This window comes from Peptoniphilus asaccharolyticus DSM 20463 (assembly GCF_900176115.1).
Classification (GTDB): Bacteria; Bacillota; Clostridia; order Tissierellales; family Peptoniphilaceae; genus Peptoniphilus; species Peptoniphilus asaccharolyticus.
In genome coordinates, this window is sequence record NZ_FWWR01000014.1 from 1 (window position 1) to 23881 (window position 23881).

21 protein-coding genes, 1 tRNA gene and 2 pseudogenes are annotated in these 23881 nt (G+C 34.5%); 23 read left to right on the plus strand and 1 reads right to left on the minus strand.

The features are described 5' to 3' along the window. Positions 1–730 (minus strand): annotated as a pseudogene (locus B8869_RS09605) (IS30 family transposase); the annotation flags it as partial. 203 nt (positions 731–933) lie between these two features. Between B8869_RS09605 and B8869_RS09610 the strand changes: the two are divergent. From B8869_RS09610 to B8869_RS09720, 23 genes and pseudogenes are all read left to right on the plus strand, one after another. Further along, a complete protein-coding gene (locus B8869_RS09610; RefSeq protein ID WP_084231406.1) occupies positions 934–1587 on the plus strand; it encodes a hypothetical protein in 654 nt (217 codons plus the stop codon). 162 nt (positions 1588–1749) lie between these two features. Continuing rightward, a pseudogene (locus tag B8869_RS09615) lies at positions 1750–2568 on the plus strand (KilA-N domain-containing protein). 50 nt (positions 2569–2618) lie between these two features. After that, positions 2619–2843, plus strand: coding sequence for a hypothetical protein (locus B8869_RS09620; RefSeq protein WP_084231407.1), 225 nt, complete (start codon positions 2619–2621; stop codon positions 2841–2843). Positions 2844–3159: 316 nt separating this feature from the next. Beyond that, complete coding sequence (locus tag B8869_RS09625; protein ID WP_084231408.1) at positions 3160–4503, plus strand: aminotransferase class I/II-fold pyridoxal phosphate-dependent enzyme; 1344 nt, start codon at positions 3160–3162, stop codon at positions 4501–4503. Then, positions 4500–5111, plus strand: a complete 612-nt coding sequence (gene tmk, locus B8869_RS09630; protein ID WP_084231409.1) for a dTMP kinase — start codon at positions 4500–4502, stop codon at positions 5109–5111. Before B8869_RS09625 ends, tmk begins: the two co-directional genes overlap by 4 nt. Next, entirely contained in the window at positions 5108–5434 is a 327-nt protein-coding gene (locus B8869_RS09635) for a cyclic-di-AMP receptor (RefSeq protein ID WP_084231410.1), read from the plus strand. Before tmk ends, B8869_RS09635 begins: the two co-directional genes overlap by 4 nt. A gap of 3 nt (positions 5435–5437) precedes the next feature. Beyond that, on the plus strand, positions 5438–5722 hold the full coding sequence (locus B8869_RS09640; protein ID WP_084231411.1) for a cyclic-di-AMP receptor: 285 nt from the start codon (positions 5438–5440) through the stop codon (positions 5720–5722). Beyond that, the gene (locus tag B8869_RS09645) at positions 5722–6621 is read left to right on the plus strand and encodes a DNA polymerase III subunit (protein ID WP_084231412.1); all 900 of its coding nucleotides are present in this window, start codon (positions 5722–5724) and stop codon (positions 6619–6621) included. Before B8869_RS09640 ends, B8869_RS09645 begins: the two co-directional genes overlap by 1 nt. Beyond that, a complete protein-coding gene (locus B8869_RS09650) occupies positions 6621–7514 on the plus strand; it encodes a PSP1 domain-containing protein (RefSeq protein WP_084231413.1) in 894 nt (297 codons plus the stop codon). Before B8869_RS09645 ends, B8869_RS09650 begins: the two co-directional genes overlap by 1 nt. A gap of 24 nt (positions 7515–7538) precedes the next feature. Next, on the plus strand, positions 7539–9584 hold the full coding sequence (locus tag B8869_RS09655) for an alpha/beta hydrolase (protein ID WP_084231414.1): 2046 nt from the start codon (positions 7539–7541) through the stop codon (positions 9582–9584). 55 nt (positions 9585–9639) lie between these two features. Next, a complete protein-coding gene (locus B8869_RS09660) occupies positions 9640–9912 on the plus strand; it encodes a hypothetical protein (protein WP_084231415.1) in 273 nt (90 codons plus the stop codon). 23 nt (positions 9913–9935) lie between these two features. Next, complete coding sequence (locus B8869_RS09665) at positions 9936–10418, plus strand: ferritin (RefSeq protein WP_084231416.1); 483 nt, start codon at positions 9936–9938, stop codon at positions 10416–10418. A gap of 140 nt (positions 10419–10558) precedes the next feature. Beyond that, positions 10559–10634: transfer RNA gene (locus B8869_RS09670), tRNA-Lys, on the plus strand. Between the two features lie 140 nt (positions 10635–10774). Continuing rightward, the gene (locus tag B8869_RS09675) at positions 10775–12088 is read left to right on the plus strand and encodes an aspartate kinase (RefSeq protein ID WP_200805999.1); all 1314 of its coding nucleotides are present in this window, start codon (positions 10775–10777) and stop codon (positions 12086–12088) included. Between the two features lie 46 nt (positions 12089–12134). Continuing rightward, complete coding sequence (locus B8869_RS09680; RefSeq protein WP_084231418.1) at positions 12135–12764, plus strand: PepSY domain-containing protein; 630 nt, start codon at positions 12135–12137, stop codon at positions 12762–12764. Between the two features lie 155 nt (positions 12765–12919). After that, entirely contained in the window at positions 12920–13915 is a 996-nt protein-coding gene (locus B8869_RS09685; RefSeq protein WP_084231419.1) for a methionine ABC transporter ATP-binding protein, read from the plus strand. Next, complete coding sequence (locus B8869_RS09690) at positions 13915–14574, plus strand: methionine ABC transporter permease (protein ID WP_084231420.1); 660 nt, start codon at positions 13915–13917, stop codon at positions 14572–14574. Before B8869_RS09685 ends, B8869_RS09690 begins: the two co-directional genes overlap by 1 nt. Positions 14575–14583: 9 nt before the next feature. Beyond that, complete coding sequence (locus tag B8869_RS09695; protein ID WP_084231421.1) at positions 14584–15420, plus strand: MetQ/NlpA family ABC transporter substrate-binding protein; 837 nt, start codon at positions 14584–14586, stop codon at positions 15418–15420. 115 nt (positions 15421–15535) lie between these two features. After that, the gene (gene glpK, locus B8869_RS09700) at positions 15536–17023 is read left to right on the plus strand and encodes a glycerol kinase GlpK (protein WP_084231422.1); all 1488 of its coding nucleotides are present in this window, start codon (positions 15536–15538) and stop codon (positions 17021–17023) included. A gap of 63 nt (positions 17024–17086) precedes the next feature. Beyond that, positions 17087–19609 (plus strand): ribonucleoside-diphosphate reductase subunit alpha, encoded by a 2523-nt coding sequence (locus B8869_RS09705; RefSeq protein WP_084231423.1) that lies wholly within the window; start codon positions 17087–17089, stop codon positions 19607–19609. 9 nt (positions 19610–19618) lie between these two features. Beyond that, complete coding sequence (locus tag B8869_RS09710) at positions 19619–20659, plus strand: ribonucleotide-diphosphate reductase subunit beta (protein ID WP_084231424.1); 1041 nt, start codon at positions 19619–19621, stop codon at positions 20657–20659. 661 nt (positions 20660–21320) lie between these two features. Next, on the plus strand, positions 21321–23216 hold the full coding sequence (locus B8869_RS09715) for a stalk domain-containing protein (protein WP_084231425.1): 1896 nt from the start codon (positions 21321–21323) through the stop codon (positions 23214–23216). Positions 23217–23309: 93 nt separating this feature from the next. Beyond that, complete coding sequence (locus B8869_RS09720; protein ID WP_084231426.1) at positions 23310–23717, plus strand: hypothetical protein; 408 nt, start codon at positions 23310–23312, stop codon at positions 23715–23717. Positions 23718–23881 lie beyond the last annotated feature (164 nt).

A 23881-nucleotide genomic window follows, 5' to 3' on the forward strand; every position in this document is an offset into this window, starting at 1 on the left:
ATTTAAAGTTTGAAGTCCCTTTTTAAGATCTATGTGTAAAGGTGGATCAGACCATTCATCGTTGTATTTCATGTCCATTGGAACATCCACTTCCACTCCGAGGATTGCTATATAATATCTAGATTTTCTTTCTGCTAAAGTTACGAAACAACATCTACTTTTCCTTTTATGATCTAATCTGCCTGATTCCACTGTATCTGCTTCCCAGTTGGCCTAATTCTTGCCTTCTGTATATCTCTTTAGGTCTTTTCTTAATTGTTCTACCTTTATCATTGAATTTTCCTCTTTTTTCTGCTGGCCTTTTAAATTTAGCTTTTCTTCTCAAATTTTTCATACTAGTTTTTGGCAGCTTTTTGGCGTGTATCATTCTATATATCGTTGATGTAGATGGTAATTCATGAATCTCATTTGTGTTTCTATTTGATATTTGTTCAGGGGACCAATGTTCGTTAATCTTTACAGTTAAATAATCAATAACATCTTTAGAAAATTTACTTTTTCTATGGCAGTCTTTTCTTCTATCAATATATTTATCATTTGCCTTTATCGGAAAGTACTTAGTGTAACTTCCCCTACTAACTTTTATCTTAGATGAATTTCTTTTAATTTCTCTAGATATTGTACTAGGTGACCTTTTAAGTGCTTGTGCAATTTTCCTTATACTCATTCCTAAATTTAAAAATTGGTAAATACAAGATCTTTCTTCTATGGTAAGATGGTTATAGCTCATAGTTAATCACTCCTTTTAATATGTTTTGTTTGGTCACTTACATATTAACACAGCTGATTAGCTATGAGTTTATTTATGTTGCACTTGTTATGATAAATTATCTGCATAAAAATATCTGTTAGAGATTTACTCCCCAACAGATATTATAGAGCCTTTTTATTTGCATTAAAATAAATATAAGTATTTTAAATAGAGGAAAAGATATGATAAAACAATTTAAAAAAGTTATGGGAATAAATATTGAAAAGATTATAGGACAAGATAGATTTGCATTTGCTATATCTGATATGACAGATTTTTACGATTTGATTGAATGGGCAAAGTATGGAGGCTATCAAGGTTCTACAATTATATTCTATGATTTTGAAACCGGAGATGTATATGAACCATTTGAGAAAATGCAAAATGTAGTCTACGGAGCCCCTGTCTTTGTGGAGGGAATGTATTATTTTTTACAAGGTGACTATAATAAAAAAACAGTGAAGCTATTTAGGTGTTTTCCAAATGAGTCTTTAGAAGAAGTAGTAAGTTTAGAGATGAATGAGGTAAATCTATACAATCTTGTGATTATAGGAAATCCACTTTACATAGTGAGCAGTGATGAAGAAGTGGAATGCTATTATCCAAAGAAATTTAAAATTCCTAAAAAAGAAAATGAGTCAATACAATTTATAGAAGATGAAAAACTATATTTTAATTCATGGATTGAAGAAGGAAGGGATGATAAAACCAATTGTGCCACAAGCGAATATAAATACTATGAAAAAGTAATAGTGAAAAATGTTGACGGAGATGTAATATCTGAAGAATTAGGAAGTCTATATCGAGCACCGAGCGGAGATTGGTGGATAGCTTAAGATGTAAATAGAAAAGTAAGGGTTTTAGAGCTGCTACTAAATTGAAGAAACTATGAAAATGCTTAATAGATTGATTGAAAGAATTTTTGAGAAAATAAAATTATATTAATAGTGTATTAACAGAGAGGAGGAACTCAAATGTCTAAAATAAAAAAATAAACTATTGAAGCAAAAGGTTTTGCTATTCAAGTGTATACAGAAGATTTTAAAAACGATTATATAAGTCTTACGGATATTGCGAGATATAAGAATGCACATGAACCTAAAGATGTTGTTAAAAACTGGCTAAGAGTAAGAGATACAATTGAATTCATTGGTCTTTGGGAGACTATTCACAATCCTAATTTTAAAGGGGTCGAATTCGACTCCTTTAGAAAGGAAACAGGAACAAATGCATTTACATTATCATCTCAAAGATGGACTGAAAACACAAATGCGATTGGCATTGTTTCTAAATCTGGGAGAGGAGGAACGTTCGCTCATCCTGATGTAGCAATGGAATTTGCTTCATGGATTTCAGCAGAGTTTAAACTATATTTAATCCAAGATTATAAAAGGATTAAGTCAGATGAAAACTCAAAATTATAATTAAATTGGAATCTTAATCGAGAAATTTCTAAGGTTAACTATAAAATTCATACAGACGCAATCAAAGAATATCTCTTAAAGGATCTTACCAACGAACAGTTATCCTATAAATACGTAAGTGAAGCAGATATGTTAAATGTTGCCTTATTTAATAAAAGAGTAAAACAGTGGCGTGAAGAAAATCAAGACCTAAAAGGAAATAAGAGAGATTACGCAAGTCTGAACGAGTTATTGGTGCTTGCAAATATGGAAAGCTACAATGCAATCTTAATTGGTAAAAGGATTGATCAAAAAGAAAGAATGATAGAACTTAGAAAGATTGCAAGAACTCAGATGATGTCACTTGAAAAGCTTAATGATAGTGGTATCAAAAGATTACAAGGAAAGAAATAATTGTTTTGAGTAAATACAGAGATAAACTATAATTTATGAGGGGCAAGATTATGAACAATTTATTCAGTATTCTTAAAAAACTAGAGGATAAAAATATTTTTTATAAACTAGCAAGAATAAGAGATTCAGTTTTAATTGAGGTGGTTGTGCCTGGCGAAAGATGGGAAATTGAAGTTTTTGAAGATGGTCATCTCGAAATAGAGAAGTTCATTTCATCAGGAGATATCTATGATGAAAAAGAAATATCTAATTTATTAAAATCTTTTGAAGAATAGATAAATTCAAATTTGTCGCTAACAATCCACCTGAATAGATATAAAATTTAGTAGCGTTAACCAATGATTTTACTACTCTTTTTGACGAGGAATATAAAACCATCTTGTTGGAAGAACTTTCGGATAAAGATTTATGGTTGTGATTATTTTTCTACGACACTTGATTTAGATGGTATATAGATATAAAAGAGAAAATTGATTTATAGAACAGTAAGCTTTTAGCTTGCTGTTTTTTTATGGAGAGAGTTAAAAATATTTTAAGATTCATTTTTATTTAAACATCGAAATAATTTTTAAAATTAACTATAATGGAATTATGAAGAGATATATTTACGAAGCATTAAAGAGTTTGAGAGGACAGACTGCATTTTCAATGCCAGGTCATAAGTCCAAAGATATATACGATTTTGATTTTAGAGATGATATAACAGAAGTTGTTGGAGCTGACAACTTGATGGAACCGGAAGAGTGTATTTTAAAGAGTGAAGAAGAGATTGCAAAGGTCTATGGAGTAAAGAGAAGTTATTTTATAACGGAGGGCTCAACCATGGCACTAAAGATAGCAATAACTCTTTTGACAAAATCTAAGGACACTATTTTGGTGCAGAGAAATTCACACAAGTCTATATACAATAGCGCTGTGCAATTTGACTTGAATTTGGAATATATAAGTCCAAAGTTTGATGTTGAAAAACAATTGCTACTTGGTATAGAAACAGAGGAACTTGATAAAAAATTAAATGAAAATAAAAGTATAAAAGTTGTAGTTTTAACCAGTCCAAACTACTATGGAATGATTTTGAATTTAAAAGAGTTGTCGGAAGTTGTGCATAAGCATGGATGCAAGTTAATAGTGGATGAGGCGCATGGTGGACATTTGATTTTTTCAAGACAGAGTGAGTTGTCTGCTGTTAGGTATGCAGATGTAGTGGTGCATTCTACACATAAGACTTTGCCGAGTTTGACAGGCTCGTCAATGCTCCACATCAATTGTGAAATAGAGCACGGTAGAGTGCTTAAAATGATGAGTCTACTCATGTCATCTTCGCCGTCATATCTATCTATGTTGTCTAGTGAATTTGGAGTTGCATACTTAGAAAACACTGGTGGATTTGAAAAGATTGAGCGAGAAGTAGATAATTTTAAAGAACATTTAAGAGAAGAGGTTGAATTTTTAGAGATTAAAGACAATTCAATAGCTGATATGGATATTTTAAAATTGGCTTTTAGAACTCGCGGCAACAGTGGGCTTAACGTTGTGAATGAGTTAGCTTTAAGGTATAATATAAGATTAGAGATGGGGGATTTGTACTATGCTCTTTGCATCTTGTCTGTAGTTGATGAAACTGAAGATTTTAAAAACTTAGAGAATGCTTTAAAGGAAATTTCGGTTGGAGAATATGACTATATAGACAGAGACTATAAAGAGATAAGTCCAAAGATTGTATTGTCTCCCAAGAAAGCTTTTGAGAGTGAAAGTGAAATGGTAGATATAGAAGAGGCAGTGGGCAGAGTTTCAAGCTCTATGGTGATGCTATATCCGCCGGGAGTTCCTATTGTGGCTTATGGAGAAGAGTTTACTGAAGAGGTAGTCAGAGAGCTGAAGAGATATCCCAAACTTTCAGGAGTTGTAGAAAGTAAGGTAGAGGTAGTTAAATGAGTTTATTCATAGCTTTTGAAGGCCCGGATGGGTGCGGAAAAACTACGATTTCAAATAAAGTGTACGCTGAGCTCTCAAAGAAATTTGAATGTATAAAGACCAGAGAGCCGGGCGGAACAGAGATTTCTGAGAAGATCAGAGATTTTATTTTAGATAATAACAATGTTGACATGACATCGAGAACAGAGGCGTTGCTTTATGCAGCATCTCGTGCGCAACATGTTGAACAGTTGATAGAACCGGCACTGAAAATGGGTAAAATAGTAATATGTGAAAGGTTTATTGTATCTTCTTTGGTGTATCAAGGATATGCAAGGGGACTTGGAGAAAAAAGCGTCCAAGAGATAAATGATTTTGCAGTTGGAGAGGTTGCACCGGATATAACTTTCCTATTTGATGTAAAGGAAAACAATTCTGTAGAGAGAAAATTAAAAGAAGGTGGAGATAGACTTGAGCTTGAAAAGGGAGAGTTCCACTCAAGGGTAAGAGAAGGCTACAGAAGTTTAATTCAAAGTGGCAGGTACACCGTAATTGATGCGACACAGTCAGTGGAAGAAGTTTTCCAAAACTGTATGGATGTTATTTTGGAAAGGTTGGATAGAAAATGAAACTAATAATTTCAATTGTTCAAGACGTGGATGCTGAAAAACTAACCGAAGAAATCACAAAAGAAGGATTCAGAGTTACAAAGATGAGTACTACTGGAGGGTTCTTGAAGAGTGGAAACTCAACGCTATTGTCTGGAGTTGAGGATGGCAAGGTTGAACAGTATCTAACAGTTGTAAAAAATAATGCAAAGACAAGAGAAGTTACTAAAACTATACAGACTATAAATATACCAGGCACAGCAATGTTACCAATGCCGATAAAAGTGACTGTTGGTGGAGCTACTTCATTTGTTTTAAACGTAGAAGATTTTAAGAGGTTTTAAATTATGAAAATGATGATTGCCATAGTGCAAGACAAATTTATAGATGAAATCATGAATAGATTTTATGACGAAGGAGTTTATGTAACTAAGATTTCTTCATCAGGTGGATTTTTTAAGAGTGGAAACTCAACCTTGCTTTTAGGTTGCGAAGAATCTGAGATTGAAAAAGTTTATTCTATATTCAAAAAAATAACAAAAGAAGAACATATCGAAACTGAAAAGGGAGAATTTGACGTTTCAGGAGCTACAATTTTCGTAGTGGACGTTGAAGATAATTTGAGAATTTAATGTTAATAGATTTCGTAGGGAATAGAGATGCGAAGTTAGAGCTTGAAAAGAATATAAACACAGGGGATATAAACCATGCATATCTTTTTTTAGGGAGCGAAGGCGTTGGAAAATTTACACTTGCGAAGGCTTTTGCAAAAAGAATACTTGGTGAGAATACTCTGGATTTACATATTCTAAGAGGAAGCTCTATAAAAAAAGAACAGATAGAAGAATTGATTGGTGAAGCCAAAAAAAATCCTTATTCTGGAAGATATAAAGTTTTCATAATAGATGGCTTTGAAAATGTGAGCATTAGTGGACAGAATGCTCTTTTAAAAACTTTAGAAGAACCTGAAGAATATTTAAAGATAATTTTAATAGCTAAATCAATTACTAATATACTGCCAACTATTTCATCAAGAAGTAGGCTTATAAAGTTTAAAGATGTTGATGATGAAGAAATAAGTGAATTTTTAGTTCAAAATATTGGTTTAGATGCACAAAATGCAGAGCTATTTTCTAAAATAGCAGTTGGTTCTATAAAGAGAGCGATGAGATATGCAACAGATCCATCTGCGATTGCATTTAGAGATAAGAGTTTTGAACTAATAGACAGACTTATAAATTTGAAGACAGATCCTTTTAGAGAGATGCCTTTTTTTGAAGAAAACAAAGAAAATTTAGAAGAATTTTTTAATATATACAGTATTTTTTTAAGAGATGTAATTATATTTAATGAAAATATAGACGATAAATTTTATATCAATATAGATAAGTTAAATTACATTCAAAAACAAAATATATCTACAAAAGAAGTCATAAGGATGTACAAACAAGTCCAAAAGACACAAAAATATTTAAAAGATAATGCAAATTTTGAGTTGACCATTGGCCAACTTTTTATAGGAGGAATATAGTGTTAGACGTAGTGGGCGTCAGGTTTAAAAAAACTTGTAAAATTTATTATTTTGATCCAAATGAAACTAATGCAGAAATAGATAATGACGTAATAGTTGAAACTATTAGAGGTTTGGAATATGGTAAAGTCGTAACTAAAAAGAGTATTGACGAAGAAGAGATAAAATCTGAATTAAAGCCAGTTTTAAGGATTGCAACAGAAGAAGATAAATCTGAACATATAGACAATAGAAACAAAGCAAGAGAGGCAATGCTTATCTTTGAAGACAGAGCAGAACACCACGGATTGAAAATGAATCTGATAAATGCTGAGTATACATTTGATAAATCAAAGTTATTATTTTATTTTACAGCAGAGGGCAGAGTTGACTTTAGAGAGCTTGTAAGAGACCTTGCGACTATTTTTAGAACTAGAATAGAACTTAGACAAATTGGGGTTAGAGATGAGGCAAAAGTAGTAGGAGCGCTTGGCTGCTGCGGAAGAGAAACTTGTTGTTCATCATTTTTATCAGAGTTTAGTCCGGTATCTATAAAGATGGCAAAAGACCAAGGACTTTCATTAAATCCAATTAAGATTTCGGGGGTTTGTGGAAGGCTTATGTGCTGTCTTAAATATGAACAAGATGGTTATGAGTGCATAATTAAAAAAATGCCAAGAATTGGAGAAATAGTAGAAACTAAAGAAGGTAAGGGAACTGTCATATCTACTTATACAATTCAAGAGTTGGTAAAAGTTATGTTCTCAGATAAAGAAGACTCTGAAATAGAACTTTATGAAATAGGAGAAGTTAAGAGAACAGGTAAATATAACAAAAATTACTTAGGTATGACTTCGACGCTAAAAGATGAAGAGGCAAGACCTGAAGAATTAAAAGAACTTGAGAAGGAGTGATGGGCGGGAAAACCGCCCTTTTTTATGAAAATTAAAGCGATACTTATAAGAATAATTGCAAAAATTCAAAGTTTTTTTAGTTCTCAATATGGGCGAGTAAAACCGGCAGAGAGAATTTTAAAAGCAATTTTTGCGGGATTGTTGGCTACAGATTTTTATTTTTATATAGCAGATTTGGAGATTCCAACAGCAGTTGCATTTATAGGAACTTCCATTCTATTCTACATAGCAATTAGTCTATGTGTATTTGTATTTAAAATTTTGGCCTTGATAGCTAAGCGAATGAGAACTTCCAACTTAGTGTTTTTAATACTTGGGATAGTTATAAGTTACAGATTTATTGAAGACATTGCAGATGAAGATTGGACTCAGTTCGAGGAAATAGTCATGGCTATTGTAATTACGCTTTTGCTGATGGTATTTGCCAAGAGTTTGAGTGCATTAAAAAATAAAAAAGCATTGCCTATAATAACTACGGTTTTGAGTTTGATAGTAGTGGTTTTGGGATTTTTATTCGTAATCTATCCAGGAAATGAAAATGGATATGTTGCAGATAAAGAAGCTAACAAAACAATTGATGAAGAGATAATATATTCGGCAGAATACGTAGACTATAAGGGAAATTCGGTGAATTTAAGACCTTATGTAAAGTATTCAGGAAAGACTAAGTGGGTTAGAGATAAATTCTTTAAGACCACATTAAATGAAGTTCCAATACAGGGGAGATTGTGGTATCCGAAGGGAGCTACCAATGTGCCGCTTGTTGTCTTAGCGCATGGCAACCACAGATTTACAACACCAAGCTATTTGGGTTATGACTACTTGGGCAAGCAACTTGCAAGACAGGGCATAGCAATGGCGAGTGTAGATATGAATATGCTAAACGGATTTTTGAAGTTTGGTTTGAAAAATGAAAATGATGCAAGAGCATATCTACTACTCGACAACCTTGAATATCTAATAAACAACAGTGAAAATAAAGGACAATTTGACAATATGTTTGATAGAGAACAAATTGCTTTTATAGGACATTCAAGAGGTGGAGAAGCGGCGAGTATAGCAGCTGAATTACTAAATTTAAAGTATAATCCGGACAATGGCAAAGAAATAGGATATGATTTCAATGCAAAAGCTGTAGTGGCAATAGCACCAACGGTGGATCAATATAATCCTGCGGATAAAAATTTGAGACTTAGAGGAGTTAATTTTCTAACCATACACGGAACTCACGATTCAGATGTAGATGGATTTAGTGGTATGAAAATATATGACAATGCATCTCTTATGGGAGATGCATTTAAAGCCGCTTTATACATTGGATATGCAAACCACGGCAGATTTAATTCTGAGTGGTTAGGGGATACGGATCCGCCAAAGAGTTGGTTTTTAAATAGAGCGTCTCTTTTAGAAGAAGAACACCAACAAAAGATAGCGAGTTCATTAATAGAACAATTTTTAAAAGCGAGTTTCTTCCACACAGGGGATTTAGATATTATTAAAAATCCAAAGGATTACAAAGACATCGCAACTCCTGTCTGGAGCAGATATCAAAATTCATCATTCAATACCATTGCAAATTTTGATGAAGATTACGATTTGACTACTTTTATTTACGGCAAGACGAGATTTGATGATTTGATTGTGACAGAAGAGAGTAGCTATATCGGAGGATTCGACACAGAAGACAATGCGTTGGTTCTAAGTGGAAGTGGAGAATATATTTTTAGCTTCGATACATTTGTGCCGACTAAAAAATATTTGAACATGGATATTATGGTTCTAGATAAGGAATATAATTACAAGGGCACTGACTTAGAAGTTGAGATGATAGATGACTTTGGAAACTCAAAGAGTGTCAAAGTGGGAGACTATATCGAGCTACAACCTAAGATAAAAGTTGAGACTTCAAAATTGCAACAGCTGACAGAAGATTACTCATATAAAGGTTCTTTTGAAACAGTTAGAATACCTATTGACGAATTTAGTGTAGATAAAAATAAAATCAAATATATAAAGCTAAAAGCCAATGGGGTTAATATAGCAGTAGATAATTTAGGATATTCAGAATAAAGAGTTTATTAAAGCTTAAAAGGGGTAAAAGTATTTCCAGAGAGGTAGATGACTAATGGACAACACTTTGTTGATAAATAAAATAAATATTCAAGGAACTGACGAAGAAAGAGAGATTTTCTTTCTGATAGGAGACATGGATAAAAATATAAAAATTTTATTGGATAATTTTAATTCAGTAGATTCTAAATATTATGGATTGGGAAAACTAAAATACAATGGAATGAGTTTAAATATTTTAACAAGTGAAATTCCTGCAGTTATTGAAAAGTTGGTAGAACTCAAAGTAAAAATATACGGAGTCTATGAGTTATATGGCTCAAATTAGTAGGGATTATAGTAGGAGGAAATATGACTAATTTAATTGAAGGCTTAAATGAACAAATGAATTTTGAAATCAGCAGTGCATATATTTATGCAGCTATGGCTTCTTATTGCAAGAGCAAGGGAATGGAAGGATTCGCACACTTCATGGATTTCCAAGCAAAAGAAGAACTTGGACACGCAATGGATTTTTATAAATTCATATTCCTTTTAAATTCAGTTCCAGAATACGAAGCAATCGCAAAACCTGCAACTGAATATGGAACATTCTCAGAGTTATTTAAACAAGCATTAGAACACGAAAAAGAAGTTACAAGAAGAATCAGAGCTCTTTATCAAAAAGCAACAGAAGAAAAGAACTATGAAATTCTTGAATTCTTAGGCGGATACATCAAAGAGCAAGTAGAAGAAGAAAATACATTTAGAGGAATCGTTGAAAAGATGGAAAGATTAGGCGAATCTTGGACTGGATTGTATCACTACGATGCTGAATTAGGAAGAAGAGCTTAGATATTGAAAAGAGCCAAATGCCTAGGCTCTTTTTTTATGTTCAAAATAGAAACAAAAATTAAAATAAAATCTATTTCTAAAAATAAAAGCTTGACTTAATAAAAAAATAAGTGTAAAATATCCTTTGTTATCAAAGGTATGCACCTTTAGCTCAGTTGGTAGAGCAACTGACTCTTAATCAGTGGGCCCACGGTTCGAGTCCGTGAAGGTGCACCAGAGCGAAACCTTGGAGAATTTTCTTCAAGGTTTTTTTATGCCCTTTTTTAGAAAAATAAATTTTCAAAATATTGTAATTAAAGATGAAAATACTTCTCTAATAGTGTAATATATACAAAAAGTGTCAAAAGGAGAATATCATGATTAAAGTTTCAAAATTTGGAGGATCTTCATTAGCGAGTGGAGATAGATTTTTAGAAGTAAGAGAAATTTTAAAAAGCGACTTAACAAGAAGATACATAGTTGCTTCAGCGCCGGGGAAAGTAAACAGCTCTGACACTAAGGTAACGGATTTATTATATTTAGCTTATGATTTATCAGTAAATAATATAAATAGTGATGATATATTAAATAAAGTATTGAAAAAATACCAGGATATAATTGAAAAAGTGAATGTTGAAATAGACTTGGACTCAGAATTTGAAGAGTTCACTAAGAACATGGCAAATGAATCTAAAGATTATATTGCTTCAAGGGGCGAATATTTAAACGCAAAGATTTTAGCAAAACTTTTGGGGTATGATTTTGTAGATGCTAAAGAATTAATTTTCTTCGATAAGAATGGAAATATAGATGAAACAAAGACATATAATGCCATAGCTAAAATGAGAGAAGAACATGAATATGCTGTCATACCAGGATTTTACGGAGTAAACATCAATGGTAAAGTTAAAACTTTTTCAAGAGGTGGCGGAGATTTAACAGGCTCAATCATAGCAAGGGGCGTAGAAGCTGACCTATATGAAAATTGGACTGACGTGAGTGGATTCTTGGCAGTAGACCCTAAGATTGTTCAAAACCCAAGAGAAGTTAGAGAACTAACTTATAGAGAACTTAGAGAGCTTTCCTACGCAGGAGCATCTGTACTACACGCAGAGGCGATATTACCGGTGCAATCAGCGGGAATTCCAATACAGATAAAGAATACATTTGTTCCGGAAGACGATGGTACTATGATAGTGCCTGATGAGAGAACAAAATCAGACATAGAAATCACTGGCGTTACAGGTAAGAAAGAATTTGCCGTAATCAATATAGAGAAAATAAAAATGAATTCAGATAAGGGATTTCACAGAAAGGTAATGTCTGTTTTAGAAGTAAATGATGTAACTTTAGAACACATGCCATCTTCAATAGACTCTCTTTCATTAATCGTGCCAAGTTCACAGATAATAGGAAAGACTGACACAATCATTTCAGAATTGAAAACTTTCTGCAATCCTAACAAAGTTTCTATATCTTATGGAATAGCACTTATAACAGTAGTAGGTAGAGGAATGCAAGATAGAGTTGGTACATCTGCTAAGATATTCTCAGCCTTGGCTACAGAAAACATAAATATAAAAATGATTATTCAAGGTTCATCAGAGCTCAACATAATTGTCGGAATACTTGAACAAGATTATGATAAGGCGATAGAAGCCATATACAAATCATTTGTAAAAGGTGTTTGATAGTTTGCGTATATGGGCATATAAGTAGAAAGAACGGGAGGGAACTATGAATAAAAAATTATTATCCGTAATAGCGCTATCTGTGGCATTAGTTGGTTGTCAACAACAAGCTAAGAACGCAGCGGACAGTGCAGCCAATAAGGCAGAAGAAGTTAAGAACGCCGCAGTAGAAAAAGTTGAAAATGCTAAAAATGCTATGGAAGACAAAGCTGAAGAAAAATCAGATGCAGTAACAGCAGCAACTCACGAAAACATTAAAGTTACACCTGAAGAAGCAGTAGCTAAATTTAAAGAAGCTCATGCAGATGCAAAGATAGAATCTGTATCTTTAGATAATGACGACGACAAAGGATTCTATTATGAAGTTCAAGGTTCAAATGGAGCCGAAGAATTTGAAGTTGAAATTGATCCTGTAACAGGTGATGTAACAAGAGATGAAAAAGAAAAAGATTCTGACAATGATGGCTTTATCGATGAAACTCTTGTTGCAAAGGCAATGGATTTAGCTAAGAAGGCAATTGAAGATGCTGGAAGAGATAAATATTACAACACAGCTTGGGAAATCTCAGTTAAGGACGGAGTGAACGTAGTAGAAGTTGAATTACACGGACATGATGTGCCTGAATTAGAGTATTCATACAATGCTCAAACTGGCGAATTAATTGAAAAGAAATAAGTTATAAAGGCTCGAGGTAAAACTCGAGTTTTTTTATTTGCTGATATGCGTAAAAGCTATAGTGGAGTATGAAAAACAACAAGCACTAGATAGCTTGACTCACATACTAAATAAAATTATACTTTTTACATACATGAGAGGTACTGGAGGAGCAAATGATAGAGGTAAAAAATTTAATCAAAGAGTTTAAATTAGATGGAGCCGAATTTAAAGCGGTAGACAATGTAAGCTTTTCGGTTGAAAGAGGTCAGATATACGGAATAATAGGATTATCGGGTGCAGGTAAGAGTACCTTGGTGAGATGTCTAAACAGACTTGAAGAGCCAACTTCAGGAGAGATTATAGTAGATGGAAAGAACATACTTGATTTGTCTGAAAAGGAATTGTTGGAAGAGAGAAGACAAATAGGAATGATATTCCAAAACTTCAACTTGTTTATGCAAAAGACAGTTTACCAAAACATAGCTTATCCACTTGAAATATCAAATGTTTCAAAAGACAAAATAGACGAGAGGGTAAATGAACTGTTAAAATTCATAGACCTTGAAGAAAAGAAAAATGCATATCCGTCAGAGTTATCTGGAGGACAAAAACAGAGAGTTGCAATAGCAAGAAGTATAGCGACCAATCCAAAGATACTATTATCCGACGAGGGAACCTCAGCTCTTGACCCAGCCAATACCAAAGTGATTTTAGAACTGTTAAAAAAAGTTGTAGCAACATACAAGATGACGATAGTCATGATAACCCACCAGATGGAAGTGGCTCAAGATATATGCGATAGAATTGCGGTTATGGACCACGGAAAGATAGTGGAAGAAAATGAAACAGAACAGCTTTTCAAAAATCCAAAGACTGCTTTGACAAGATCCTTTATACAACACTTAGACGTTGCAGAGGAAATTGTGGCAAGTGAGTTCAAGGGAACTATTTTAAGACTTGTGTATGACGGAGAAAATTTAGCAGAGCCGATTTTATCTAAGTGTCTAAAAGAATACAATGTATATTTCAATATAATCTCTGCCAATGTAAATAAACTTACAGAGGGAGCAATGGGTTATTTGACAATTGAGATTACAGGAGAAGACCAAGAAGTAGACAAGGCGATAAAGTATCTTAAAAATTCCAAAGTAAGTGTGGAGGTGTTGTAATGGAGTTTGTATCAGAAGTTTGGAAAATAGTGGCTCCGGCAATACCACAGACGTTGATATTGGTGTTTGCTTCATCTGCAATAGCTGTTTTGCTTGGAATGCCGCTTGGAATAATACTCACACTCACAAGACCGGAAGGTCTAAAGGAAAACCAAAAACTGTATTCAGTATTGGATTCTTTAGTGAATTTTTTTAGGTCAATACCATTCATAATTTTGATGTTGATATTGATACCGTTGATGAGGATTATAGTGGGCAAGGCCTACGGTACCGCGGCAACTATAATTCCACTTGCAGTTTCAGCAATACCATTTTTCGGTAGACTTATGGAAGGATACCTTGCACAAGTGGATAAGGGTATACTTGAAGCGGCGAAGTCAATGGGCTCAACAAACAGCCAAATCATTAAAAAGGTTTTAATTCCAGAAGCTATGCCTCAAATAATAAACGGCATAACAATGGTGATTATAAATATAATTGGTTATTCAGCAATGGCGGGTGCTATTGGAGGCGGTGGACTCGGAGAAGTTGCCGTTAGATATGGCTATTCATACAAGAGATATGAAATACTATGGGTGGCAGTAATACTGATAGTGGCTCTTGTTCAGATAATACAATTTGTAGGAACATATTTAGAAAATAAGATTGATAAAAAGTAGGGGGGAATCATGAAAAAAGTATTAGCAATATTAGGACTTTCGTTAGCGCTTGTAGGTTGTGGAAATGGAGCGCAAAAGACAAACCAAGCGGCAAATAGCCCAGAGGCAACAAAGACAGAAGCATCAGAAACTACAATTAAAATTGGTGTTTCACCAACACCTCACGCAGAAATTATAGAAGCACTTCAAACACAATTTAAAGAAGCTGGAATAGAAGTTGAAGCTGTAATCTTTGATGACTATATCCAACCAAATGAACAATTGGCGGCAGGAGACTTAGATGCAAACTTCTTCCAACATGGACCATACCTTGAAGAGTTTAAAAAGCAAAATAATTTAGACCTTACTTCAATAGGAAGTGTACACATTGAACCAATGGGAATTTATTCAGACAAAGTTAAGTCTATTGAAGAGATTAAAGACGGTGGAGAAGTTTTAATTCCTAACGATGCTACAAATGGCGGAAGAGCACTACTTCTTCTTGAACAAGTTGGACTTATTAAATTAAAAGACAATACAAACCTTCTTTCAACTGAGGCAGACATAGTTGAAAATGAAAAGAATTTAAAATTTGTGGCAATGGAAGCACAAAACATTCCTAACACATATAAGGACGCAGAAATTGCAATCATCAATGCAAACTATGCACTTGGAGCCGGACTTACACCAGCAAAAGATGCAATGCTATTAGAAGCTGGCGACTCACCTTATGCAAACATAGTTGCAGTTAGAACAGGTGAAGAAGGACAAGAAAAAATTAAGAAACTTATTGAAGTGCTAAACTCAGATGCAGCTAAGAAAGTAATAGAAGAAAAATTTGAGGGAGCAATAGTTCCAGCATTTTAAGAGAGATTGACCTGACGAAAGTCGGGTCTTTTTTTATTTGCAAATTGGGAGTGATTGTTTAAATTGGCGGAAAAATAAATTCTAAATATGCTAAAATTTAAACAGGAGGGTGCTCATGAAAAAATATATAATGGCATTTGATTCAGGAACTACAAGTTGCAGAACTTTAATATTCGATAGCGAATTTAACATAATATCATCAGCTCAAAAAGAACTAAAGCAAATTTTTCCAAAGCCAGGTTGGGTGGAAGAAGACCCGAATGAAATATTTTCAACTCAACTTGGAACAGCAGTAGAAGCGATGGCTAAGATGAATATAAATGCGAACGACATTGCAGCGATAGGTATAACAAACCAACGTGAAACTACAATTGTGTGGGACAGACAGACCGGAGAAGTTATATACAATGCAATTGTCTGGCAGTGTAGACGTACGTCAAAATATTGCGACTCACTTAGAGAAGTGGGCTATAGAGATGAAATATATAAAAAGACAGGTCTTGAAGTAGACGCATATTTTTCAGCCACAAAAATAAAATGGATATTGGATAATGTGAGCGGAGCGAGAGAGCGAGCAGAGAGAGGCGAGCTGTTGTTTGGAACTGTGGACACATTTTTGATTTGGAAATTGACAAAAGGTGTGCATGTAACAGACTATTCCAACGCTTCCAGAACAATGCTATACAATATAAACACACTCGAATGGGATGATGAGCTTTTAAAACTAATGGACATACCAAAGAGTATGTTGCCAGAAGTAAAGGAAACGGCAGAAGTTTACGGAGAGACGGCGAGAGAATTCTTCGGCGAAGAGATAAAAATAGCATCCGCAGTTGGAGACCAACAAGCAGCTCTCTTTGGACAAGGTTGTTTTAAAAAGGCAGAAGCAAAGAATACTTACGGAACGGGAGCTTTCTTGTTGATGAACACAGGCGATAAGAAAGTTGAATCTAAAAACGGATTGGTTTCTACAATTGCTTGGGGAATCGACGGAAAGATAACTTATGCACTGGAGGGTTCAATACTTATAGCAGGTTCTTCAATCCAGTGGTTAAGAGACGATTTAAAACTTATAGATTCAGCAGAAGATTCAGAATACTTGGCAAACAAGGTGAGCGATACAGAAGGTTGTTATGTTGTGCCGGCTTTCACAGGACTTGGCGCTCCGTATTGGAACCAATATGCAAGAGGAACCATCTGCGGATTGACAAGAAGTGTGAAAAAGGCGCACTTGGTGAGAGCGACTTTAGAGTCTATGGCATACCTTTCAAATGATGTACTAAAAGCTATGGAAGAAGATTTGGGAGCGCTAAAGATATTAAAAGTGGACGGTGGAGCGAGTGCAAATGACTTTTTAATGCAGTTCCAAGCAGACATTATAGATAGAGAAGTAGTCAGACCGAAAGATATAGAATCCACAGTTAGAGGTGCGGCATTTTTGGCGGCGCTTGGAGTGGGAATGTTTAGTTCCATAGACGAAATCTCTGAAAAATTTAATATAGATAAAAATTTTATACCTAATATGGCAGCAGAAGTGAGAGAAAACAAGTTGAAACTATGGCGTAAAGCAGTTTCGAGAGCTTTTGACTGGGCGGAAGAGTAAACTTTAAAATGGAGTCTTTATGGGTATATTTAATCTATTGATGAAAAAGATTTAGGAGTAGAAATGATAATAATAAAGAGAAGTGGAAAGACGGTAGAGTTCGATTCGCAAAAGATAAAAAGAGCAATAGAAAAGGCATTTATCTCAGTTTCTAAGCCGTATAAAGAAGAGATATTAGAACAGATGGCAACAGACGTTCAAACAAAGGCTGAAAATAATTTTCCTAAAGACCATGTGGTGACAGTGGAAGAAATTCAAGACTTAGTTGAGATAACACTAATCGAACATAACTACTATACAGTGGTTAAATCATACATTTTATACAGAGCCTCACACCATAAGATGAGAAAAGTTTTAGAGGACTTTGCAGAATACTTCGACGATCCAGAACTTATGGAAGTCATGAAGAAAATTCAAAAAGACTTTAAAGAAGACGTCTATGAGCTTGGCAATCTATACACTAAGTTCAGCTCATTCGCAAAAGAAAATATGAGCTTTGGAGATATAGTAAACTCACTTATAAAGGCGGCAAGTGAACTGACTTCAAAAGACGCACCAAAATGGGAGTACATTGCAGGAAGATTTTTAAGCTTCAACATAAATAGAAACATAGATATAGAATGTAACAAACACGATATATATAGCTTTAACGATAAAATTAAGCTACTTACAAAAGAAAAACTATATGGAAAATATATGCTTGAACACTATTCAAGCGATGAAATCGAAGAATTGGAAAGCTATATCAAGCCGGAGAGAGACGAGTTGTTCAACTACTCAGGACTTGAACTGGTATATAAGAGATACCTTATAAAGAGCGGAAATGGCGTTGTGCTTGAAAAAGTGCAAGAGATGTTTATGGGGATTTCAATGCACCTTGCAATGAAAGAAAAAGAAAAAGTCTACTGGGCAAAGAAATTCTATGACATACTTTCAAACTTAAAAGTTACCATGGCAACTCCAACCATGTCCAACGCACGTAAGCCTTTCCACCAACTATCATCTTGCTTTATAGACACTGTACCTGATAGCTTGGACGGAATATACCGTTCAATAACCAATTTCTCACAAGTTTCAAAACACGGTGGAGGAATGGGGTTATACTTTGGAAAAGTTAGAGCAATGGGTTCAGACATTAGAGGATTTAAAGGCGTTGCAGGAGGCGTAATCCGTTGGATAAGACTTGCTAATGATACAGCAGTGGCAGTAGACCAACTCGGCATGAGACAAGGCGCTTGTGCTGTGTATTTAGACGTATGGCACAAGGATATACCAGAGTTCTTACAAATCAGAACCAACAACGGCGACGATAGAATGAAGGCGCATGACGTGTTCCCGGCAGTTTGTTTCCCAAACTATTTCTGGCAACTTGCAAAGAATGATATAGATGCAAATTGGTATATGATGTGTCCTCACGAAATTTTGACGTATAGAGGATATGCACTCGAAGACTACTTCGGTGATGAATGGGTTGAAAAATACAAAGAGTGTATTGAAGACGACAGAATAGAAAAGAGAGTTATGAGCGTAAAGGATATGGTAAGGCTTATAATAAAATCTACAGTCGAAACAGGCACACCATTTGTCTTTAACAGAGATATAGTAAATAAATACAATCCAAACCCACACAAGGGAGTTATATACTCATCAAATCTTTGCACAGAAATTGCTCAAAACACATCAGAAATTGAATCAGTTTCAAAAGAAATTGTGGAAGTGAACGGAGATACAGTAGTTGTGACAACAACCAAGCCGGGAGATTTTGTAGTATGTAATCTTGCATCATTAGTGCTTGGGAATATAGACATAACAGACCAAAAAGAACTTGAAGATGTAGTTACAACAGTGGTAAGAGCGCTGGATAATGTAATAGATTTGAACTACTACCCTATCGAATACGCAGAGATTACAAACGGAAGATATAGAGCAATAGGGCTTGGGACAAGTGGGTACCACCATGCAATGGTAAAACAGGGAATTATGTTCCAAAGCGAAGAACATTTAAAATTTGCAGACGAGCTCTATGAGAATATAAACTACTATGTAGTTAAAGCATCTTCAGAAATTGCAAAAGAAAAGGGAAGCTACCAATACTTTGAAGGTTCAGACTGGCAAACTGGCGCATATTTTGAAAAGAGAAATTACAATTCAGATAGATGGGAAGCGCTTAGAAAAGAAGTTGCAAAGGGAATGAGAAATGCCTATCTGATGGCAGTTGCTCCAACAGGTTCAACGTCTATAATCGCCGGCACAACTGCTGCCATAGACCCTGTTATGATGAGATACTTCCTTGAAGAAAAGAAAGGTCAAATAGTTCCAAGAGTTGCACCATCGCTTAGTGCCCAAACATTCTGGCTATATGAAAACGCTCACGAAATAGACCAAACTTGGGTAGTGAAATCAGCGGGGATAAGACAAAGACATCTCGACCAATCCCAATCAGTGAACCTATATATAACCACAGAGTACACAATGAAACGAATTTTGAACTTGTATATACAAGCTTGTGAAGAAGAAGTAAAGACACTTTACTATATCAGAAGTAAGTCGTTAGAAGTCGAAGAGTGCGACAGCTGTAGCGCTTAAGGAGGAGAAATGGAAGTAAAGAGAAAGGCCCTTTTTAACGAAAGAGGAGATATAGAACTCTCCAAGAGAAGAATGATAAATGGTAATACTACTAACTTAAATGACTTCAACAATATGAAGTACTCATGGGTTTCAGACTGGTACAGACTTGCCATGAACAACTTCTGGATTCCGGAAGAGATAAACATGACACAAGATATAAAGGACTACAGAAAGCTAGACGCAACCGAAAAGACAGCTTATGACAAGATACTTTCTTTCCTTGTGTTTTTAGACTCTCTACAATCAGCAAACTTGCCGAACTTGTCTGAATTTATAACAGCAAACGAAGTGAATTTGTGTCTGAACATTCAAACATATCAAGAATCCATTCACTCTCAAAGCTATGGATATATATTAGATACCATTTGTTCACCGGAAGAGAGAACTGAAATACTCTACCAATGGAAAGATGACCCGATACTTCTTGCGAGAAATAAATTTATCGGAGACCAGTACAACGACTTCTACTATGATAGAACAGCTGATAACTTGGCCAAGACATTGGTTGCAAACTATGTGCTTGAGGGAATTTACTTCTATTCAGGATTTATGTTTTTCTATTCGCTTGGAAGAATAGGCAAGATGCCGGGCACAGTACAAGAGATAAGATACATCAACAGAGATGAAAATTCACACCTTTGGTTGTTTAGAAGCATAATCTTAGAACTCAAAAAAGAAGAACCTCAACTATTCACAGAAGAGAAAATTGAAGTGTATAGAGAGATGATAATAAGAGGTGTTGAAGAAGAAATCAAGTGGGCAGAATATGCAATTGGAAACAATGTAAAAGGCCTTAGCATGGATATGATTAGAAGCTATATAAAATATCTTGGAAACCTTAGAAGTAAGGGACTAGGATTTGGAATAATCTATCCTGGATTTGAAAAAGAGCCGGAGAGTATGGCTTGGGTGAGTGAGTATTCAGATCCAAACATGGTAAAGACAGACTTTTTCGAAGCAAAAGTTTCAGCCTATGCAAAGAGCAGTGTAATAGAAGACGATTTATAATTCAAATAAAATTTACAAAAACCGTAGGACACGCACGAACGAATGTGAGGCCGTCCCGTTGTAGCCCAAACCAAAAGACAGCCAAAGATGTTGTTGAAAGATTTGTGTTGAAAATTATTAAACAAAACAATTTATAAAATGTAAAATTAAATAGAATTTACAAAATCGTAGGGGACGCACGAACGAATGTGAGGCCGTCCCGTTGTAGCCCGAACCAAAAGGCAACCAAAGGTGTTGTTGAAAAAATTGTGTTGGAATTGGTGATTAATAAATAAGAATTTCAGTAAAATGTAAGGCGGAAAATATATCCGTAGGGGACGCACGAACGAATGTGAGGCCGTCCCGCTGTAGCCCAAATCAAAAGACAGGCAAAGGCGTTGTTGAAACATTTGTGCTGAAAATTATAACCCAAAAATATTAAAAAAAATATGAATTTCATTATATTTGAACGGGCGGGCTTCGCTGCGCTCTTGCCGCCCCTACGAGATTTATGGAGACAATTGGAAAATAATTTATAAAAATTAAACTATTGTAAAAGAAATATTAAATTCATGTTACAAATGTTAAAAAAATGGAATTTACTGGAAATTTTAAGCATTTAGGGGTATACTTTGAAATAAGATATAAGTGAGAGTTGTATACACCTAAAAGGAGGAAATGTATGAATAAAATTAATAAAAGAAGAGTTACATCAGTTGCATTAGCATTTACACTTGCAGTAGCTGCACCAGTAAAAGCTAATTTTACAAATTTAGACTTAGGGCTTAATAAAGTATTAGCTGCTGCACCAGCTGCACCGGCAAAAGAGATGACAGAGGAAGAAGCTAAAGAACAAAAACAAAAAGCAGAAGCCGCAAAACAAAAAGCAGAAGCTGCTATTGTTACAGCAAAAGAAGAAATAAAGAGACAAACGGCCATAATTGAAGAAAAGAGTAAAATTAAAGAAGGAACTGCAGAATACGATGAAGCTCAAAAAGCTTTATTAGAAGCTTATAAGGAAAAAGATAAACAAGAAAAAGTTGTAAAAGAACAACAAAATATAATAGATGAATCTAATAGAAAAATATCAGAAGCTGAAGCAGTAATTAACAAAGCAGAACAAGAAAAACAAGAAAAAGCTGCTAAAGAAAAAGCTAAAGCTGAATTAAAATCAGCTATAGATATAGCTAACGGTAGTTTAAAGACAGCGACTACAGATGTTTATACTCAAGAGTCTATAAATAAATTAAAAACTGCAATAGAAACAGCTGAAGGTATTTATAAAGCTGACAAGACAGCACAAGAGTATACTACAGCAAAAGAAACTCTTGAAAAAGTAAAACTTGAAAAGAAAACAGTAAAACCAACTCCTGCACCAACATCAGTATACTTAAACAGACCAACTGTATATTATAACAAAGTTACAGGAAGAACCAATCCTTTTGCAATTGTAACTCTATATAGAAATGGAAGAAGTATTGACTATGTAAAAGCAGATAAATATGGTGACTATACAATAAATTATAGATTTGGCGACTACAGATATAACGGATACAATGGAACAGCTTCAATAAGTTCTTATGGAGATAGATATGTATCAGGTTATACAACTGCAAACACTTATGTTCAAGCATATAACAATGGAGAATATTTAGGTTCTGCATATTCTGATTCTAGAGGATACTATACTATAAACTTTAATAAGTATGTATACAATAGAAATAATACTGTAGTTTACACAAATGGATATAACAACGGATATAACAATGGTTATGGATACTATGATTTATCTGATTACTATCTACAAGCTGAATTAGATGGAAAATATTCAGATAAATACTATTTAAACAGAGCTTATACTGATGGATATAACAACGGATATTACAACAACTATGCATATGCACCAAGAATCACTCAAGCAACAGCAGGAACAAGCGTTGTAAAGGGAAGTGGAGTTAACGGATATGCAACAGTTGCAGTATATGACTCTAAGGGAATCAGACTTGGAAGTGGAACAGCATACTATAATGGAGATTTCAACATCAGTTTAAACAGAAACCTAAAAGCTGGCGAAGAAATCAAAGTTACAGCTAACTACTCAAACCTAAGAGAAAACAGCACAACTTATAAAGTAGCTGGAGAATCTAAGAAAGACACTTACAACTACGTTGTAAACTTAGCAATAGGCGACAAGAGATTGACAACAACAAAAGACGGAGTAACTACAACAACAACTATGGATGTTGAAGCATATATCAAAGAAGGCAGAACAATGCTACCAATCAGATTTGTAGCTCAAGCTTTGGGATATAATGTAACTTTTAATGATACAACAAGACTTGCAACTTTCACAGATGGCAAGAAAGTGGTAATCATCAATATAGATTCAAGAGAATTTTATGTAGATGGTATTAAGAACACATTCAGTGTAGACCCTGAAATTAAACAAGGCAGAACAATGCTTCCAATTTCTGAAATTGGTAAAGCACTTGGAATGACAACTGGAAACAAGGGCGACAACAAGAACATTGAATGGGATGGAGCAAAGAGAGAAGTTAAAATACAACTAACTAAATAAACTCACTTATCAAGAAAAGGGCAACTGATGTTGCTCTTTTTTTGTGTAATTGGGTATATACTCGTACAGTTAAATGTATTTAGGAGTTGGGTTATGAAAGTAGGAAAGAGAAGTTTGGTTTTGATTTCAGCCATAGTTTGGATTATGGCTGGGTTTAATGTTTTGAAAATAGGAATAGAGGCTTACCGAAATTATATTTCTGTTGTAAATGTTATTGGAAGTATTTTTGTGTTTATGATTTTTTGGAACATGATTTTCAAAAAGATGGTGGACAAGAATGTTGTTAGAATTGAAAATATGATTGGTGAAAAGCGCAATTTTTGGGTGTTTTTTGATTTGAAATCATTTATAATCATGGCATTTATGATGACCATGGGAATTAGTTTGAGAGTTTATAGTTTGGTGTCGGAAGTTTTTATTGCGGTGTTTTATTCTGGACTCGGAACAGCGCTTGGACTTGCCGGTGTAAAGTATTTGTACAAGTTTTTGAATTGGAAATAGAAAGGTGAGTAGTGGGACGGATTATTCCGCCCTATTTTTTATTTAATATTGTACGGGGAGCGACAGGTCGCCTCGTTTGTAACACAAAATCGTAGGGGCGGCACGAATGGAATGAGGCCCGCCCGTCGTAGCACGAACCAGACGAAAGCCAAAGGTGATGATGG